General features: G+C 48.3%; 16 protein-coding genes. 13 read left to right on the top strand and 3 right to left on the bottom strand.

What is annotated here, in order from left to right; genetic code table 11:
• The first annotated feature begins 22 nt into the window (after nt 1-22).
• The 13 genes from BLCOC_RS22930 to BLCOC_RS22870 all read left to right on the top strand — a co-directional run bounded on the left by BLCOC_RS22930 (nt 23) and on the right by BLCOC_RS22870 (nt 14,531).
• Complete coding sequence (locus BLCOC_RS22930; RefSeq protein ID WP_018592966.1) at nt 23-976, top strand: 4Fe-4S binding protein; 954 nt, start codon at nt 23-25, stop codon at nt 974-976.
• 175 nt (nt 977-1,151) lie between these two features.
• Nucleotides 1,152-1,985: a diaminopimelate epimerase gene (dapF, locus tag BLCOC_RS22925; RefSeq protein ID WP_115623460.1), complete on the top strand. Its 834-nt coding sequence runs from the start codon at nt 1,152-1,154 to the stop codon at nt 1,983-1,985.
• Nucleotides 1,982-3,340: an MATE family efflux transporter gene (locus BLCOC_RS22920; RefSeq protein ID WP_115623459.1), complete on the top strand. Its 1,359-nt coding sequence runs from the start codon at nt 1,982-1,984 to the stop codon at nt 3,338-3,340. The genes dapF and BLCOC_RS22920 overlap by 4 nt, the downstream gene beginning before the upstream one ends.
• Nucleotides 3,341-3,522: 182 nt before the next feature.
• Nucleotides 3,523-5,658, top strand: coding sequence for an anaerobic ribonucleoside-triphosphate reductase (nrdD, locus tag BLCOC_RS22915; protein WP_115623458.1), 2,136 nt, complete (start codon nt 3,523-3,525; stop codon nt 5,656-5,658).
• 176 nt (nt 5,659-5,834) lie between these two features.
• Complete coding sequence (locus BLCOC_RS22910; RefSeq protein ID WP_115623457.1) at nt 5,835-7,127, top strand: cation:proton antiporter; 1,293 nt, start codon at nt 5,835-5,837, stop codon at nt 7,125-7,127.
• 21 nt (nt 7,128-7,148) lie between these two features.
• Complete coding sequence (locus tag BLCOC_RS22905; RefSeq protein WP_018592961.1) at nt 7,149-7,376, top strand: FeoA family protein; 228 nt, start codon at nt 7,149-7,151, stop codon at nt 7,374-7,376.
• Nucleotides 7,373-9,361 (top strand): ferrous iron transport protein B, encoded by a 1,989-nt coding sequence (gene feoB, locus BLCOC_RS22900; RefSeq protein WP_115623456.1) that lies wholly within the window; start codon nt 7,373-7,375, stop codon nt 9,359-9,361. Before BLCOC_RS22905 ends, feoB begins: the two co-directional genes overlap by 4 nt.
• A 136-nt stretch (nt 9,362-9,497) precedes the next feature.
• Nucleotides 9,498-9,659: a FeoB-associated Cys-rich membrane protein gene (locus BLCOC_RS22895; protein WP_115623455.1), complete on the top strand. Its 162-nt coding sequence runs from the start codon at nt 9,498-9,500 to the stop codon at nt 9,657-9,659.
• A gap of 2 nt (nt 9,660-9,661) precedes the next feature.
• Nucleotides 9,662-11,419 carry a B12-binding domain-containing radical SAM protein gene (locus BLCOC_RS22890; RefSeq protein ID WP_115623454.1) on the top strand — a complete coding sequence of 586 codons (1,758 nt, stop codon included), beginning with the start codon at nt 9,662-9,664 and terminating at the stop codon, nt 11,417-11,419.
• Between the two features lie 23 nt (nt 11,420-11,442).
• Nucleotides 11,443-12,093 carry an endonuclease III gene (gene nth, locus BLCOC_RS22885; RefSeq protein WP_115623453.1) on the top strand — a complete coding sequence of 217 codons (651 nt, stop codon included), beginning with the start codon at nt 11,443-11,445 and terminating at the stop codon, nt 12,091-12,093.
• 32 nt (nt 12,094-12,125) lie between these two features.
• Entirely contained in the window at nt 12,126-12,836 is a 711-nt protein-coding gene (locus BLCOC_RS22880) for a 3'-5' exonuclease (protein ID WP_115623452.1), read from the top strand.
• A gap of 136 nt (nt 12,837-12,972) precedes the next feature.
• Nucleotides 12,973-13,962: an AIR synthase family protein gene (locus BLCOC_RS22875; RefSeq protein ID WP_115623451.1), complete on the top strand. Its 990-nt coding sequence runs from the start codon at nt 12,973-12,975 to the stop codon at nt 13,960-13,962.
• Between the two features lie 68 nt (nt 13,963-14,030).
• On the top strand, nt 14,031-14,531 hold the full coding sequence (locus BLCOC_RS22870; RefSeq protein WP_029467847.1) for a tRNA (cytidine(34)-2'-O)-methyltransferase: 501 nt from the start codon (nt 14,031-14,033) through the stop codon (nt 14,529-14,531).
• Between the two features lie 144 nt (nt 14,532-14,675).
• Here BLCOC_RS22870 and BLCOC_RS22865 read toward each other — a convergent pair whose 3' ends face one another.
• From BLCOC_RS22865 to BLCOC_RS22855, 3 genes are read right to left on the bottom strand one after another with little or no spacing between them, the layout of a single operon-like run.
• The gene (locus BLCOC_RS22865; RefSeq protein WP_018592952.1) at nt 14,676-16,097 is read right to left on the bottom strand and encodes a HAMP domain-containing sensor histidine kinase; all 1,422 of its coding nucleotides are present in this window, start codon (nt 16,095-16,097) and stop codon (nt 14,676-14,678) included.
• Entirely contained in the window at nt 16,094-16,798 is a 705-nt protein-coding gene (locus tag BLCOC_RS22860) for a response regulator transcription factor (RefSeq protein WP_018592951.1), read from the bottom strand. The genes BLCOC_RS22865 and BLCOC_RS22860 overlap by 4 nt, the downstream gene beginning before the upstream one ends.
• Nucleotides 16,799-16,815: 17 nt before the next feature.
• On the bottom strand, nt 16,816-19,194 hold the full coding sequence (locus tag BLCOC_RS22855; RefSeq protein ID WP_115623450.1) for an endonuclease MutS2: 2,379 nt from the start codon (nt 19,192-19,194) through the stop codon (nt 16,816-16,818).
• Nucleotides 19,195-19,417 lie beyond the last annotated feature (223 nt).

The following is a 19,417-nucleotide window of genomic DNA, read 5'->3' as shown; positions in this document are numbered from 1 at the left end:
AAAAAGTTGGAGGAAAGTAGAAATGGCAACATTAACAGTGAGCAATGAAGATGAAAAAAGAGTAAAAGCCCTGGGCTTTTTGAGCAACAAGGGAACAGATAATTTTTCCGCCAGAATCATTACAAAGAACGGAAAGATCACAGCAGAACAGCAGATCTGCATCGGAGAGGCAGCAAAGCTGTTCGGCAACGGCGTTGTGACGTACACTACACGTCTTACTGTGGAGGTTCAGGGAGTTCCCTATGAGAAGATCGATGAGTTCCGTGCTTATATCCAGAAATGCGGGCTGGACACAGGCGGTACCGGTTCCAAAGTGCGTCCTGTGGTTTCCTGTAAAGGAACTACCTGCCAGTATGGTCTTTTGGATTCATTTGGACTTTCAGAGGAAATTCATGATGAGTTTTATGAAAAATGGCATGATGTAAAACTGCCTCATAAATTTAAAATCGCAGTGGGCGGATGTCCAAATAACTGTGTGAAACCGAACCTGAATGATTTAGGTATCGTTGGCCAGCTCATTCCCAACTATGATGAGGACATGTGCAGCGGATGCAAGAAGTGCGGTGTTGTGAAAGCCTGTCCCATCGACGCTGTAAAGCTCGTGGACGGAATTATGGAGCTTGACCGGGAAAAATGCATCAACTGCGGCCGTTGTATCGGTACCTGCCATTTTGATGCCATCGAAGACGGCACCTATGGATACAAGATATATCTTGGCGGAAGATGGGGAAAGAAAATAGCCATCGGAAAGCCTGTCAGCAAAATCTTTACAACCAAAGAAGAGCTTATGAGTGTGATCGAGAAAACAATCCTTCTGTACAGGGAACAGGGGAAGACAGGAGAGCGTTTTTCTGATACCATTGAGCGTCTGGGATTTGAAAATGTGGAGGCACAGCTTCTCTCTGACGAGATCCTGGAGAGAAAAGAGGAAATCCTTTCCGCTAAGCTTCACGAGGTAGGCGGAGCTACCTGTTAAAAACTGACTTTCTGCATTGACAAAAGAATTATGGATTGCTATGATTAATAGCAAAGAAACGAAGAGGGTATCTTTTACAGACACCCTCTTTTTTCTCTGCGGGCATGGCAGGGGACTGCTCTGTATGTGGAGAAGACAATGAAAACATGGGATACGGAGTAAAGGAGGCAGCAGCATGAAATTTACAAAGATGCAGGGAATCGGCAATGATTATGTGTATGTGAATTGTTTTCAGGAAACAGTGGAGAATCCTTCGGAAGCGGCAAAAAAAGTCAGTGACCGGCATTTTGGCATTGGCTCTGACGGGCTGATCCTGATCAAACCATCAGAGAAAGCGGATTTTGAGATGGAAATGTACAATGCGGACGGCAGTCAGGGGGCCATGTGCGGCAATGGAATCCGCTGTGTGGCAAAATACGTATATGACTACGGACTGACAGACAAGACAAGGATCAGTGTTGACACAAAAAGCGGTATCAAATATTTAGATCTGACAGTGAAAAACGGCAGAGTGGAATTGGTGAAAGTAAATATGGGAAAACCGGAATTTCACACAGAAAAGATACCAATGAAGCATAAAAAAGAAAAAGTCATCCGGGAACCCCTGGCTGTGAACCAGCAGATCTACGAGGTAACTGCAGTATCCATGGGCAACCCTCATGCGGTTGTGTTTATGGATGATGTGAAAGGCCTTGATATCAGAGCAATCGGTCCGTACTTTGAGAAGCATGAGGCATTTCCGGAGGGGGTCAACACAGAGTTTGTCCGGGTATTGGATGAGAAGACCGTGGAGATGCGGGTATGGGAGAGAGGCAGCGGGGAAACCTTGGCCTGTGGAACCGGGGCCTGCGCAGTGGCGGCAGCCTGCGTGATGAATGGATATACAGAGGAGGAGGTAACGGTAAAACTGCTTGGCGGTGATCTGAAGATTTTCTGGGACAGAAAAGAGGACACCATTTATATGACAGGTCCTGCGGAAGTGGTTTTTGACGGTACGATCGAGCTATGAGATTCAGCATTACAACAGAGGACAAGCGGTTTTACAGAAATGTATTGAGGCTTGTCATGCCTATGGCACTTCAGAATCTGATCAATGTGGGGGTGACCTCAACAGATGTGATCATGCTGGGGAGAGTGGGGGAAACTGCGCTTTCCGGTGTTTCCCTGGCGAACCAGGTGTATTTTATATTATCCCTGATCTTCTTCGGACTGACTTCAGGGGCATGTGTGCTGACTGCCCAGTATTGGGGAAAACAGGATACCAGGACGATCGAGAAGGTTATGGGAATGTCTTTCCGCATTGCGATCCTGTCAGCAGCGGTGTTCACGGCGCTGGCGCTGTGTGTGCCTGATTTGCTCATGCGTATTTTTACTTCAGATGAAGCGATCATCGGTGAAGGTGTGAGATACCTGCGGATCGTGGCATTTTCCTACATACTTGCGGCATTTACCAATGTATACCTGAACATTATCAGAAGTATAGAGCGGGTGGTGATCGCGACAGTAGTGTATGCAACCTCCCTGTCCGTCAATATCCTCCTCAATGCAGTTTTCATTTTTGGACTTCTGGGCGCTCCTGCGCTGGGAGCTGCGGGGGCGGCTATCGGTACTTTGTGCGCCAGAGCAGTGGAGGTTATCATTGTCATATATTATGCGTGGAAGAAAAATGATGTGGTGCGTATCCGCATAAAAGATATGCTGAAGAGATACAAGTGGCTGGAGAAGGACTTTTTCGTGTATGCGTTCCCGGTGCTTCTCAATGAATTCGCCTGGGGAGCAGGCATGGCAGCCATCTCTTCCATTGTGGGGCATCTGGGCAGCGCATCCGTGGCAGCCCACTCTGTAGCTCAGGTGTGCAGACAGCTCTCCATGGTCATAGCCTTTGGTATCTCCAATGCCACGGCCATCATGATAGGCAAGGCGATCGGGGAGAAGAAGGAGGCGCTTGCCAGGGACTACGGTAACAGGTTTGCAAAGCTGTCCCTTTTGTTCGGGGCAGCCGGCGGTATCCTGATCCTGCTCATCTCGCCCTTTGTGTGCAGTATGCTGAAGCTGACGCCTCTGGCAAAAACCTACCTTCAGGTCATGATGGTGATCATGTCCTACTATGTGGTGGGACAGTCCTTCAACTCCACACTGGTAGTAGGAGTATTCAGGGCTGGGGGCGATACCATGTTCGGACTGTTCTTGGATGTAGGGATCATGTGGCTCTGCTCTATTGCGGCAGCGGCAGTGGCGGCGTTTGTGATCCATGTCCCAATGCCGTGGGTTTACATAATTTTATGCAGTGATGAAGTGATAAAAGTACCGTTTTCCTGGAAGCGATATAAAAGTTATAAATGGCTTAATAATATTACGAGATAAAAAAGGCCGAAGCAGCAAGGCTTTCGTGGGGATATTGGATTGAATTCGTCTAGAATTTGTGCAATATTCCCACTTCCCTTTCTGTGGGAAACATGATATACTTTTTGATACAAAATCTGGTAATAACAAAAGAATAAAATAATAAGTGACACAAGATGTAGTGCTGCAATGAGGTGAAGGCAATGATTTATGTAATTAAGAAAGATGGAACAAAAGAAGAATTTGATGTACAGAAAATAGTCAGGGCAGTCAATAAATCTGCGGAAAGGATCATGTACAGCTTTACGGAGAAGGAGATTGGCTTCCTGTGCCGATATGCCACAGACAAGGCAGAGTCCCTGGGGAAAAAAGAGATCACTATCCAGGAAATGCACAATATTGTGGAGGGGGCTTTGGAACAGGTAAACCCTGCGGTTGCCAAGAGCTACCGGGATTACAGAAATTATAAGCATGATTTTATCCATATGATGGACGAGGTCTATACCAAGAGCCAGTCGATCCGCTATATCGGTGACAAGAGCAATGCCAATACGGACAGTGCGCTGGTTGCCACAAAGAGAAGTCTGATTTTCAATGAGCTGAACAAGGAGCTGTACCGGAAGTTCTTTATGAACCGCAATGAGCTGCAGGCATGTAAGGACGGATATATCTACATACATGACCAGTCCGCAAGACTGGATACCATGAACTGCTGTCTCTTTGACGTGGCCAATGTGCTGAAGGGCGGATTTGAGATGGGCAATGTCTGGTACAACGAGCCTAAGACCCTGGATACGGCATTTGACGTTATGGGAGATATTATCCTGAGCACAGCCGCCCAGCAGTACGGCGGGTTCACTGTGCCGGAGGTGGATAAGATCCTGGCGCCTTACGCGGAGAAAAGCTACAGAAAATATAAAGAAGAATTTTTAAAATATGTGGACCCGGAATGGGCACACGCGCAGGATAAAGCCGAGAAGTATGCCTACGATAAAGTACAACGTGATTTTGATCAGGGATGGCAGGGAATTGAGTATAAGCTCAATACAGTCGGTTCCTCCAGAGGTGACTATCCATTTGTGACCGTGACTCTGGGATTGGGCACGGAACGCTTTGAGAAGATGTGCAGCATTTCCCTCCTCAATGTGCACAAAGAGGGGCAGGGAAAGGCAGGACACAGGAAGCCGGTGTTGTTCCCCAAAATCGTCTTTCTCTATGATGAGGAGATCCACGGGGAAGGCGGCACCAGTGAGGATGTGTTCGAGGCAGGCATTGCGTGTTCCGCCAAGACCATGTATCCGGACTGGCTGTCCATGAGCGGAGACGGCTATATTTCCAGCATGTATAAAAAGTATAAAAAAGTCATCAGCCCTATGGGATGCCGTGCCTTTTTAAGTCCCTGGTATGAGCGCGGGGGAATGACGCCGGCAGATGATAAGGATGTGCCTGTATTTGTGGGAAGGTTTAATGTAGGTGCGGTCAGTCTGCATCTGCCTATGATCCTGGCAAAGGCAAGGGCGGAGAACCGTGATTTTTATGAGGTGCTTGATTTTTATCTGGAAATGATCCGTCAGCTTCACATCAGAACCTATGACTATCTGGGAGAGATGAAGGCGTCAACCAACCCCTTGGCATACTGTGAGGGAGGATTTTACGGAGGCAGCCTGAAGCCTTCTGACAAGATCAAACCACTTTTGAAGCCCATGACCGCATCATTCGGCATCACAGCACTCAATGAGCTGCAGGAACTGTACAACGGAAAGTCTATCCGGGAGGACGGTGCCTTTGCCCTGGAGGTCCTTCAGTATATCAATAAAAAGGTTACCCAGTTCAAGGAGGAGGATGGCAATCTGTACGCCATATACGGCACACCGGCAGAGAGTCTGTGTGGTCTTCAGGTGGAGCAGTTCAGGAAGATGTACGGCATTGTGGAGGGCGTGTCTGACCGTCCCTATGTGAGTAACAGCTTCCACTGTCACGTGACAGAGGATATCACTCCTATTGAGAAGCAGGACTGTGAGGGACGATTCTGGGAATTGTGCAATGGCGGTAAGATCCAGTACGTGCGCTATCCGATCGGATATAATACGGATGCCATTCGTGCGCTTGTGAGAAGAGCTATGGATCTGGGGTATTATGAGGGTGTAAACCTTTCCCTGGCATACTGTGATGACTGCGGTCACGAGGAGCTGGAGATGGATGTGTGTCCGGTCTGCGGTTCCACTAACCTGACGAAGATCGACAGGATGAACGGGTATCTGTCATACAGCCGTGTCCATGGGGATACCAGGCTGAACACTGCCAAGATGGCGGAGATTGCGGAACGTAAATCCATGTAAAGCATATAGATAAGTGGAAGGCTGCCCATTTAGGGCGGCCTTTTTGCTCATCTTTTGCGGTTTTGTTGTGTTTTTCCATTTCCTTTTTTTTAGAATTGTGGTACGATTAATTCGATTTTGTTTTGTGCGAAAACGGGAAAAGAGTAGCGCACAGGGGAGAGAAAGGACGGAAAAACATGAACTCTTATAATTATTTACTGGACCTGGCACTTATATTGCTGAGCACCAAGGTATTTGGGCTCCTTACAAGAAAAGTGAGGATGCCCCAGGTGGTGGGCGCACTGCTTGCAGGGCTGCTGCTCGGACCGGCCTGTTTCGGGATCTTAAAGCAGACCGAATTTATCCATGAAGTGTCTGAGATCGGTGTGATCGTGTTGATGTTCTGTGCAGGTCTGGAGACAGATATTGATGAACTGAAAAAGAGTGGTAAGGCTTCTTTTATCATCGCACTGTTTGGTGTGCTGGTTCCGCTGGCGGGAGGCTTTGGTGTGGCCTGGTTTTTCAACAGACCGGGTATGATAGCTTCCAACGCATCGGCAAGTATCATGCTGCAGAACATTTTTATCGGTGTTATCCTTACAGCCACCAGTGTGAGTATTTCTGTGGAAACCCTGAAAGAGATGGGCAAGCTGAACACTAAGGCCGGAAATGCCATTTTGGGTGCTGCCATCATTGATGATGTACTGGGAATCATTGCTCTGACTGTCATCACAAGCCTGGCGGATTCCAGCGTAAATGTGATAGTTGTATTTGCAAAGATCGTGGGATTCTTCGTGTTTGTAGGCGTGGGCGGTTATCTGCTCCACATTATCTTTAAGAAGTGGGTCAAGGGATATAAGAGGGACCTGCAGCGGTTTGTTATTATTTCCTTTGTGATCTGTCTGCTCTTTTCCTATTGTGCAGAAAAGTTTTTTGGAGTTGCGGATATTACGGGGGCATTTTTTGCAGGTCTGATCATCACCAAGACGACGCATACCAATTATATCGCAAGGCGGTTCGGGATCTTGTCATATATTCTGCTGTCTCCTGTGTTCTTTGCAAGTATTGGTATTCAGGTAGAGTTGCCGGATATGAGTCCCATGATCATTATATTTGCAGCGGTCCTGGTTATCATTGCAGTGCTGACAAAAGTCCTGGGATGCGGAGCAGGCGCCAAAGTCTGTCATTATAAGAACAAGGACTGTCTGCGCATCGGTATGGGTATGGTATCCAGGGGAGAGGTGGCTCTGATCGTGGCGGCAAAGGGCAATGCTGTGGGGCTTATGTCCTCTGCCCTTCTGGGACCGGTGGTAGTGGTGGTTGTTATCACTACGATCATATCCCCTATTTTACTTAAGCTCACTTTCAGTGAGAAGTCCGGTAAGGCAGAGTACCAGGAAAATGATTACGCAAGACTTATAGAAGAGGCCGAGGAGGCCGGTAAAAGTGATGCTTCCCGTTATATAAGCGGAGATCATCAGGCAAAATAGAAATGGAAGGAAGTACAACGGATGAAGCTGAATCAGGCGCATATATTGCAAAATTACCGCATAACCAGCGTTCAGGAGCAGGAAAAGATCCAGCGGCGCCTGGAGGCACTGGGAATTCTGGAAGGGACAAAGGTGGTGGTCCTGAACAGAAAAAGAAATGGTTCTACGATTATCAAGGTGAGAGGAACCAGATGGGCGCTTGGAAATGAGATTGCGGAAGGGATAGAAGTGGAGGAGCTGAAGGGATGAAAGAGGAAATTCGTGTAGGCTTTGCAGGCAATCCTAACTGCGGCAAGACAACTTTATTTAATGCATATACAGGGGCGAATCTGAAGGTTGCCAACTGGCCCGGTGTCACTGTTGAGAAAAAAGAAGGAGAGACATCCTACAAAGGGCAGAAGATGAGGCTTATTGACCTGCCGGGAATCTACAGTTTGACATCTTATTCCATGGAGGAGATGGTGTCCAGAAAAGTGATTCTGGGCGGTGAGGTTGATGTGATCGTAAATGTTGTGGATGCCTCTGCTTTGGAGAGAAACCTGTATCTCACACTCCAGCTATTGGAGCTTGGAAAACCGGTCATCCTGGCTTTGAACATGATGGACATTGTGGAGGAGAGGGGAATGGAGCTGGATCTCCATAGACTGCCGGAAATGCTGGGCAATATTCCCGTAGTACCGGTATCCGCCAGAAAGAGAAGCGGTTTGGATGTACTTCTCCACGCAGTGAAGCACCACTACGAGGAACCGGTGGCAGATCCGGTTGTCACATATAGCCCGGATATTGAGGAAAAGATCCTGGAGGTGTCAAAACGCATTGCAGTGGAACATCCGGACAGTGAAAATATCCGATGGCACAGCATTAAGATCCTGGAGAATGACGAACAGATATTCAAAGACCACCCCATTGACGTGTCTGACCTGCTGGACAGAGATTATGAAAAGCAGATCATCAATCAAAAATATGAGTATATAGAAAATGTTCTGGATGAATGTGTTTTCTACAAAGGAAACAGGGAATCACTGACAGAGAAGGCGGACAGGGTTTTGACCCACCCCATCTGGGGCGTTCCTGTGTTCCTGGGTATTATGGCTATGGTATTTTTCCTTACATTTACAGTGGGGGATGCCGTCAAAGGATTGTTTGAATCCTGGATGGATCTGGCCTTTACTGTGGCAAGAAGTACCCTGCAGAACTTAGGAACTGCGGACTGGCTGATATCCCTGATCGTGGACGGCATCATGACCGGTGTGGGCGGAATTCTGACCTTTCTTCCCAATATTTTTATCCTGTTTCTGGCTTTGGCTTTCCTTGAGGACAGCGGTTATATGGCACGTGTGGCTTATGTCATGGACGGGATCATGGGAAGGGTCGGGCTGTCGGGAAAGGCATTTCTTCCTATGGTGCTGGGATTTGGCTGTACAGTCCCTGCTGTTATGGCTTCCCGTACCCTGGAGAACCAGCAGGACAGGAAGAAGACCATCCTTCTGACGCCGTTTATGTCGTGTTCTGCAAGGCTTCCCATTTACGTTCTGTTCGCAGATATGTTTTTCGGAAAGTACGCCATGATCGCAGCGTTCTCCCTCTATGCCCTGGGACTTTTGATGGCCATCGCCATCGCTCTGGTGATAGGGAAGTTCTGGAAGAGTAATGAGAAGGCAACACTGCTGATCGAGCTTCCTGATTACAAGGTGCCAAATGCCAGGACGATCAGGATTTATGTGTGGGAGAAGGTAAAGGACTACTTGACAAAAGCAGGTACTACCATCTTTGTAGCTTCCATTGTCATCTGGTTTATTTTAAATTACGGTATTCATGGCATGACCACGGATGTGACACAGAGCTTTGGCGCACAGATTGGAAAAGTTCTGGCCCCCGTCCTGGTGCCTGCCGGACTGGGAACATGGCAGATCGTGGTGGCTCTGATTTCCGGCCTGTCTGCCAAGGAAGTGGTAATATCCAGCTTTTCTGTTCTCTATGGAGTCAACAATGTAAATTCTGTGCAGGGCATGGCAGTGCTCAGCGCATCTTTGGGTTCTGTGGGATTCGGAGCGCTGAATGCCTATTCCCTTATGGTATTCTGTCTGCTGTATACGCCCTGTGTGGCAACGCTGGCTACGATCAAAAGGGAGACACATTCCTGGACGTGGACGCTGAAGATGGTGCTGTTCCAGCTTCTTCTGGCTTATGCAGCCTCAGTGGTGGTGTTCCAGGTGGGAAGCCTGTTCTTGTAATGCCGTTACAGTGCACGAGATGACGGCAGCGTAATGCTGTCTGTGCAAAAAATATCACAGGGGTGTTGTACCGGGCTTTGTAAAGGAGCTTTTGTGTGCGGCACCTCTTTTGGAATATTTTGGAATAGGAGAAAATATGGCAGTGACCATTCTACTTGCCGCTGCGGTGGCAGTTTATGCCGGGTTTGTGATCTGGAAAAAGGTAAAGGATATAAAAAACGGGAAGTTCTGTAGCTGTAGCGGAAACTGCAGGGAATGCGGCAGGGGCTGCGGGGGACAGAAAAAGAACGGAGAATAAACATGAAGATTTTACTAATGGCGGTAAATGCCAAATATATACACTCCAATCTGGCAGTGTACAGTCTGCAGTCCTATGCGGCAAAGCACGGAATTTACCCGGAGACTGCAGAATATACCATTAATCAGCAGAAGGATGAAATACTGGGGGACGTATACAGGAAGAAGCCTCAGGTGCTGTGTGTGTCCTGTTATATCTGGAATATCTCTTTTGTGGAAGAAATCCTGGGGGATGTGAAGAAGATCTTGCCGGATACGGATATCTGGGTGGGCGGCCCTGAGGTCTCCTACGACGCGGAGGCTTTTTTGGAGCGGTGTCCCTGGGCCTGCGGCGTTATGTGCGGGGAAGGGGAGGAGACCTTTCTAGAGCTGGCCTCTTACTATGAGAAGAGAAAAGAGGGTGAATGCCGGGTGCCCGCAGATATTCGGGGACTTGTCTGCAGACAGGAAGGAGAAATTGTGAGGACCCCCGGGAGGCCTGTTATGGATATGGATAGACTGGTATTTCCATATGAGGATATGTCCCTGTTTTCTCACAAGATCATCTATTATGAGAGCAGCCGGGGCTGTCCTTTTTCCTGCAGCTACTGTCTGTCATCCATTGACAAGAAGCTGCGGTTCAGAAGCCTCTCTCTGGTCCTTGACGAACTGCAGTTTTTCCTGGATAAGAGGGCGCCCCAGGTCAAGTTTGTGGACCGCACGTTTAATTGCAGAAAAGAACACGCCATGGCTATCTGGACGTATCTGAGGGACCATGACAACGGTGTGACAAATTTCCATTTCGAGATTGCCGCCGATTTATTGACAGAGGAGGAGATCAGCCTCATTTCCACTATGCGGCCTGGTCTGATCCAGCTTGAGATCGGAGTGCAGTCTACCAATGAAAAGACCATCAGGGAGATAAAGAGAAAGACCAGTTTTGATAAGATTGCACAAACAGTTCAGAAGATACAGAAGGGCAGGAATGTACATCAGCATTTGGATTTGATCGCGGGCCTTCCCTATGAGGATCATGAGAGCTTCCGCCGCTCTTTTGACCAGGTATACAGCCTCAGACCCCAGCAGCTTCAGCTTGGATTTCTGAAGGTTCTCAAAGGCTCTTATATGCATGAGATGGCAGAGGCTTACGGATGTGTGTATCAGGAGACAGAACCCTACGAAGTCTTAGGAACGAGATGGATTTCCTATGGAGATATACTGAAGTTAAAAGGTGTGGAGGAGATGGTGGAGGTCTATTACAACAGCAGCCAGTTTATCCGCACAGTGAGTGCAATGGAGCGGCTGTTTCCCGACGCTTTCTCCATGTATGAAGCTTTGGCAGACTTTTACCATGAGAGGGGATACCAGGGGATTTCCCATACACGTATCCGGAGATATGAGATCCTGCTGGAGTATCTGGAGGAGAGACAGCAGGCGGATATGGAGTATTTCCGGGAGCTGATGCTGTTTGATCTGTATGCAAGGGAGAACCTGAAGACAAGACCCTCCTGGGCCTGCGATATGACCCCATATAAGAAGCACCTGCAGGCGTTTTACAAAAGAGAGGAAGAGAATCCTGTACTGCTTGGGGACTATAAGGGTTATCAGGCCAGACAGATGATGAAGATGACACATTTGGAAGTGTTTCATTATGATATACCCAACGGAGAAGATAAGAAAGGAGAGTTCCCGGTGCTTTTTGATTACCGGAAACGGGACCCGCTGACTTATGATGCTGCTGTGTATGCTGTTCAGAAAACTGCGCTTTTTGCAGAGATGTGAATAGTAAGAAAAAGGAGATGACCATGACAAAAAGGACAAGAGAGATACTTGCTAAATTGGATGAAGTTTATACAACAGAATATAAATGTTATCTGAACCATGAAAATCCGGGCCAGCTTCTCATAGCTACCATGCTCAGTGCCCAGTGTACAGATGCCAGGGTCAACATTGTGACAAAGGATTTATTTGTAAAGTATCCGGATATGCAGGCGTTTGCCAATGCGGATTTAAAAGAACTGGAACAGGATATTAAGCCGACAGGATTCTATCACAACAAGGCAAAGAATATTATAGGATGTGCGCAGATGCTCTGCGGAAAATACGGCGGTGAGGTGCCCAGCGCACTGGAAGATCTGACGCAGCTTCCAGGAGTGGGGCGTAAGACTGCCAATGTTATCCGGGGTAACATTTTCCACGAGCCCAGTGTTGTGGTAGATACCCATGTAAAACGGATTTCCAAGCGTCTGGGATTCACAAAAGAGGAAGACCCGGAAAAAATCGAGATGGAGCTTATGAAGGTTCTGCCGAAAGACCACTGGATCCTTTACAATATACAGATCATCACCTTTGGACGGCAGATCTGCTTTGCCAGGAATCCAAAATGTGAGGAATGCTTTTTGACAGAATATTGTAAGGAATATAAGAAGCGGCAAAAAAAGGAAAGGAAGCAGTAACCATAAGGAACAGCTGCAGGAAAATAAATCATATGGATGCATATATAGCTCTGGATCTGGAGACCACCGGCCTGTCCCCAAAATCTGACAGAATACTGGAAATAGGTGCCGCCAGGGTATTGAATGGAGTTGTGGAGGCGCGTTACAGTACGCTTATCAACCCGAGAATGGAGATACCAGCCAAGATCACCGAGCTGACCGGGATCACACAGGAGATGGTGAAAGAGATGCCGGAGATAAAAGAAGCAGTGCCTGAGCTTCTGGCATTTTGCGGGGATCTGCCTCTTTTGGGGCATAATATCATGTTTGACTACAGTTTTGTAAAGCACAGCACAGTGAACTGTGGGTTTGCCTTTGAAAAGGAGGGGATTGATACCCTGAAAATTTCAAGAGCACTGCTTGCCGGACTTCCGAGCCGCAGTCTGCAGAACCTCCGTGTCCACTATGCAATCCCCCAGGAAAACGCCCACAGGGCGCTGGATGATGCGCTGACAGCCCACCTTCTTTATCAGAGGCTGAGGCGCGAGTACGGGGAAGAGAATGCGGAGCTTTTTGCGCCGAAAAAATTGAATTATAAAGTGAAAAAACAGGGACCTGTGACCCCGGCACAAAAACGCCACTTGCAGGAATTAGTAAAATATCATAGAATAGAGCTTAGCATGGATGTGGAGAGTCTGACTAAAAATGAAGCCTCCAGACTGATAGATACGATATTAGGGTCTTATGGAAAGATTATGAGGTGAAACGACAATGATGAATATGAACAATAACAAGGTAAAACGCGTGGTTGCAGGCATTGTGGCAGGGATTCTGGTTCTGGCTATGGTACTTCCCATGGCATTGTCCTTTTTAAACTGACAGACAGAGAGGACAGGGAACATGAAGATAGGAAAATTACCGGAACCGGTGCTCATCCGTTCCGTTTTAAAAGAAGTACAGCATAGAAGGCCGGAGGTGCTGGTGGGGCCGGCGGTTGGCCAGGACTGCGCGGTTTTGGAGCCGGCAGAAGGGGATGTGCTGGTCTTCTCCTCTGATCCCATCACGGGTACGATCAAGGATATAGGAAGCCACAGTGTGCACATCACAGCCAATGATCTGGCAGCTTCAGGGGCGGAGCCTCTGGGAATCATGGTGACTATTCTCCTGACTCCCGAGACAGAGGAATCCCAGTTAAAAGAGATGATGCGCGGACTGGAATCAGCCTGCGAACAACTGAACATTGAGGTTATGGGCGGCCATACAGAGATCACGGATGTGGTGAAGCAGCCGCTCATTTCCATAACAGGTGTGGGAAGGATCAGGAAAGAGGAAGTTCTCACAACCTCTGCCGCAAAGCCGGGACAGGATGTTGTCATAACAAAATGGATCGGCCTGGAGGGAACATCCATTGCGGCAAAAGAGAAAGAGGAAAAGCTGTTGGAGCGCTTTGCCCCTTCTTTTGTGGAGACTGCAAAGAGATTCGATCAGTATCTCTCCGTGGTGCCCGAGGCAAAGATTGCAAAGGCCTGGGGTGTATCGGCTATGCATGATATTACAGAGGGCGGTGTATTCGGCGCGCTCTGGGAGATGGGAAGCGGTTCCGGCACAGGCCTTGACATTGATCTAAAAACGATTCCCATACGGCAGGAGACAGTGGAGGTGTGCGAAGTCCTGGGGCTGAATCCCTATATCCTCATGTCAAGCGGTTCCATGCTCATCACAACAGAGGACGGGTTCGGTCTGGTCAGAAAGCTGGAGCAGGCGGGGATACATGCTGCAGTCGTGGGAAAAGTCACAGACAGCAATGACAGGATCCTGAGAAATGGCGAGGATACCAGATATCTGGACAAACCCCAGAGTGACGAGCTTTACAAAATATATCTTGGATAGATCCGTATGCACATACACTCTGATACGCATAAAGGATAGGAACAGACAGAAAAAGAGGCGAAATAATCATGGCAAAACTGAACATTGTACTTTTTGAGCCGGAGATTCCGGCAAATACAGGGAATATCGGACGGACCTGTGTGGCCACAGGCACCAGGCTCCATCTGATCGAGCCTTTGGGATTTAAGTTGAATGAGAAGGCCATCAGGAGAGCGGGAATGGACTACTGGAAGGACCTGGATGTGACTACTTACATTAATTATCAGGACTTTCTGGAGCGCAACCCGGGGGCAAAAATCTATATGGCTACAACAAAAGGTCCTCAGACTTATGTGGATGTCCATTATGAGGAGGACTGTTACATCATGTTCGGCAAGGAGAGTGCCGGGATCCCGGAGGAGATTCTTCTGGAAAACCAGGAGACAGCCATCCGCATCCCCATGATCGGGAACATCAGGTCTTTGAATCTGGCGAATTCCGTGGCTATTGTGCTCTATGAGGCGCTGCGTCAGAATCATTTTGACCATATGCAGATGGAGGGACATCTGACTAGGTATGACTGGAAATAACAAAGGCCTGCGGCCAGATAAATGTCTTTATATTAAGTGATATGAAGCAGGGCGCAAATGGAAAAATAAATGGCTCAAATAGAAAAAGAACGGCAGACAGACGGAACCAAATGGATATAGGACGGTTCCGGCTGCCTGCCGTTTTTAATTTTTGTTTTCCGTTCCTTTGGACAGGGTAAAGATGAATTCCGTGCCCACACCTTCTGTGCTGATCACATTGATATGCTGGTTGTGGGAATTGAGGATTTCTTTGACAATGGAAAGCCCAAGTCCGGTACCTTTTCTGTCTTTTCCCCTGGAAGGATCTGTCTTGTAGAAACGGTCCCAGATCTTCGGGAGACTGCTCTTGGGTATACCACAGCCGGAATCTTTTACGGAGACAAAGACGGTTTCGTGTTTTATGGTAGTCTCCACTTTAATGATGGAGTCCGCAGGGCTGAATTTGATGGCATTGTCTATGAGGTTGTATAGAACCTGCTGTATTTTGCCCATATCCGCGGAGACGTACAGGGTCTGTCCTGTGAGCAGCAGTTCAATGGAAATGCGTTTTTCCCTGCAGATGCCCTCAAAGGCCGCGGCTGTAGTCTTGATGGTATTGTTGATATCAAAGTTTGTATATTCCAGCATCCTGCCCTTCTCATCCATATCGTTCAGTGTGAGCAGGCTCTGGGTCAGTTTGTACAGCCGGTCTGTTTCATACACCACAATGTTCAGATATTTGTTCTGAAGCTCAGGGGGGATCGTGCCGTCCAGGATGGCCTCTGTATAGCCCTTGATGGAAGTCAAAGGGGAGCGGAAGTCATGGGATACATTGGAGACAAATTTCCGCTGGTATTCCCCTGTCTTGTCAAGTTCATCGGACATGTAATTCAGAGTCAGCGCCAGATAGCCCATTTCATCCCTGGTATGTACCGGAATGTTGTGTTTTAAGTTTCCTGAGGCGAACTGGTCGGCTCCTGCTATGATCTTCTTGAGCGGACGATAGACCATGAAGGAGAAAACAGCCAGCATGAGAAGCATGACCAGAAAAAGAATCAGGATCAGGATGTAGATGATATTCATGATATCGTTTTCCTGCTCCTGCAAAATGGACATGGGAAGATGCATGGCAACATAGCCCTGAATGGACATTTTCCAGGTGACAGGCACCATGACGCTGAGATGATCCTCATCAAACGCATTATAAAAACAGCCTATCTGGTAGTAGGAACCGCTGGAATGCCCCGGATTAAAATGTTCTATGGTCCTGTTCTCATCCTCGGAAAAATCATCGGATGTACTCAACAGGATTTCTCCCTGCGGACTGATCAGCCAGATCTCGGCATCCTGATAGATGGACAGGGTCTTCAGGTTCATGGCAACACTGTCCAGGGACGCCTGCTGCTGATAATATTTGGAGGCCCTGTTCTCCGCAATGGAGGAAGCCTCCCGGTATAAATCTCCGCTGTAGACATCCTCCAGATGGTTTTCCACCAGGGAGGGGCCTATCATGGAAACCGCAAAGAATCCGATAAACCCCAGAATCAGGAAGAATGCCACAAACTTGATATAAAGCGATTTTTTCATCCGTTTTTGACCTCGAATTTATAACCAATACCCCATACGGTGCTGATGGACCAGGCGGGGTGATCCTTTATTTTTTCTCTGAGACGTTTGATATGTACGTCCACAGTTCTTGTGTCACCGATGTATTCATATCCCCAGATGTGGTCCAGGAGCTGCTCCCTGGTGAATACCTGATTGGGAGAAGCAGCCAGGAAATATAAAAGTTCCAGCTCTTTTGGCGGCATATCCACCTGTTTTCCGTAGTATACAACAGAATAGTTGGTCAGATTGATCGCCAGATCCGGATACTCCACGTATTTTCCTGAGGGCTGGTTTCCGGGAGCCACAGTGGGCTGGTATCGGCGGAGAACAGCCTTTACTCTTGCCACCAGCTCCTTGGAGTCAAAGGGCTTGATCATATAGTCATCAGCCCCTAACTCCAGTCCCAGAACCTTGTCAAAAATCTCCCCTTTTGCGGAGAGCATGATAATGGGAACATTGGATTTGTGGCGGATCTCCCGGCAGACCTGATAGCCGTCCATACCGGGAAGCATGAGATCCAGTAAAATGAGGTTGGGGCCAAAGGAGGCAAATGCCTTCAGCGCCTCCTCACCATCATTGACAATCATGGTGTCAAAGCATTCCTTGGTGAGGTACAGAGAGATAAGCTCTGCAATATTGTTGTCATCGTCAACGATTAGTATTTTCTGTTTCGCAGCCATTATATACCCCCTATGGTTTATTTCTTGAATTCTACTATGGTGACTCCGGCGTCCCCCTCGCCGAACTCAGCCAGATGATAGTCTTTTACATATTTCAGGCGTTTCAGATAGTTGTGGATCCCTTTTCTGAGGGCGCCGGTGCCCTTTCCGTGGACAACACGGACACTGTTCAGGTGTGCCAGATATGCGTCATCCAGATATTTATCCAATTCTGCCACTGCCTCATCCACGGTTTTGCCCAGGAGATTGATCTCTGTGCTGACAGAGGCGGATTTGTTCATTTTTATTTTGCCGGCTCCTGTTTTGGAGAGTGCCGGACCTGTGATGACCGGTTCATCCAGAAGCTGCAGATCAGAAATGTGCACCTTGGAGCGCAGGATACCCATCTGTACGAAAAGCATCCCTTTTGCATCGGGTTTGGAGCTTACGGTTCCCTTAACATTCATACTCAGGACCTTAACGGAGTCGCCCAGAGATAAATCCTGCGGGCGGAGTGTGGATGTTTTCTTGGGTGGTGTTTTGAGCGCCACTTTTTTGCCTGCGGAATCCATCTTTTTGCGCAGTTCGGAACGTCTCTGCTCCAGTTCCTTGGCAGAGAGAGTTTCCTTTCCGGCTTTGTTGAATACTTTCATGGTCTGGTCCGCGTATTCTTTGGCTTCCCGGAGCACACGGTGGGCCTCCTCGTTGGCCTGGGCGATGATACGCTCTTTCCGCTGTTCCAGCTTATCCTGTTTTTCTTCCAATTGTGCTTTCAGGGCCTTGATCTCTTCCTTATAGGAAGCAATCTCCTCCCGCTCCGTCTCGATGGTGATACGGCTCTGTTCCAGGCTGGTCAGCACATCCTCAAAGGATTCGTCCTCCTGGCTGATCTGCTCTTTTGCCCGGTCAATAATGTATTCCGGCAGCCCCAGTTTTCCTGAAATGGCAAAAGCGTTGCTCTTTCCGGGAATCCCTATGAGCAGCCGGTAAGTGGGACGCAGGGTCTCCACATCGAATTCACAGGAAGCGTTCTCCACGCCTGGTGTGGAGAGGGCATAGACTTTTAACTCGCTGTAGTGTGTGGTTGCCATGACACGCACACCCCGCTCATGCAGGGAGGACAGGATGGCGATGGCCAGAGCTGCGCCCTCTGTGGGGTCTGTTCCGGCGCCCAGCTCATCGAAGAGCACCAGGGAATTCTTATCCGCCTTCTCAATAAAATGCACTACATTGGTCATATGGGAGGAGAAGGTACTGAGGCTCTGCTCAATGCTCTGCTCATCCCCGATATCTGCGTATACCTCCTGGAAGACGCTGAGGCGGGAATTGTCAAAGGCAGGTATGTGAAGACCTGACTGTCCCATCAGGGTCAGAAGCCCCACAGTCTTCAGAGAGACGGTCTTGCCGCCTGTATTGGGTCCGGTGACTACCAACAGGTCAAAGGATTCACCCAGCCGCACGTCAATGGGAACAACCTGATGTTTTTCAATAAGCGGGTGGCGTGCCTTTTTGATATCAATGATCCCCTCCCGGTTGAATACCGGTTCTGAAGCATTCTGGGATTTTGCCAGCAGGGCGCGGGCAAAGATGAAGTCCAATTCCACCATGATCTTCAGATTGTCGTCTATAAGTTCCAGATTCTCAGCGGCCAATTCGCTTAAATTGGACAATACAATTTCAATTTCCTGCTGTTCTTTGATCTCCAGTTCTCTCAGGTCATTGTTTAATTTTACAACTGCCATTGGTTCCACAAAAATGGTGGAGCCGGTGGAAGACTGGTCATGGATCATGCCCGGAATCTGGCCTTTATGCTCTGCCTTTACCGGAATACAGTAACGGCCGTTTCGCATGGTGATGACAGCATCCTGCAGATAGGAGCGGGAACCGCCGTTTACAATGGAATTGAGCTGGCTGTGGATCTTGTCATTGGTATTTTTCATGGAGCGGCGCACCTGACGAAGCCCGGGGCTTGCGTCGTCCGCAATCTCCTCCTCGGAGAGGATACAGCGCCTTATCTCAGCAGACAGAGGGGTCAGGGGCTGAAGTACCTCAAACATGCCGTCCAGGGAGTCGGTGCGTTCGTCCTCATTTTCTTTTCTGGAGTATGCCTTGGCACGGTTTGTATTTTCCAGAAGGGAGCAGATAGCCAGCAGTTCTCCGGCGCCCAGGGTGCTTCCCACTTCCAAGCGCTTTAAGGAGCCGCGCACATCTTTTACTCCGCCAAAGGACAGACTGCCTTTCTGGTAGATACGAGCCAGGGCATCTGCAGTTTCCTGCTGCATAACTTCAATCCTGCCTATATCATCCAGAGGCGTCAGCTCTCGGCAGAGAGCTTTTCCCATGGAACAGGTGGCGAAGCTCTCCAGTTGTTCTATGATCTTATAATACTCCAGAGTTTTTAATGCTTTTTCATTCATACATTTCACCTTTTATAACAGTTCAGACAGACCTGTGCATGTACTGCGCCGTCTGTGCTGGGAATTCAAGTATCAGATTCATATGTCCGGTTCTGCTATGGCATACTATGGCCATAATACAGATATTCTTATTCTACCTCATAACGGGCGGAAAGAAAAGGTGCTTTTTGAATACAGGGAAAATAACTGTTATAAATAATTTATTGATGGTGAACAGCAATAA

It is taken from the genome of Blautia coccoides (assembly GCF_034355335.1).
Taxonomy (GTDB): domain Bacteria; phylum Bacillota; class Clostridia; order Lachnospirales; family Lachnospiraceae; genus Blautia; species Blautia producta.
This window is presented reverse-complemented; position numbering and strand designations above follow the sequence as displayed.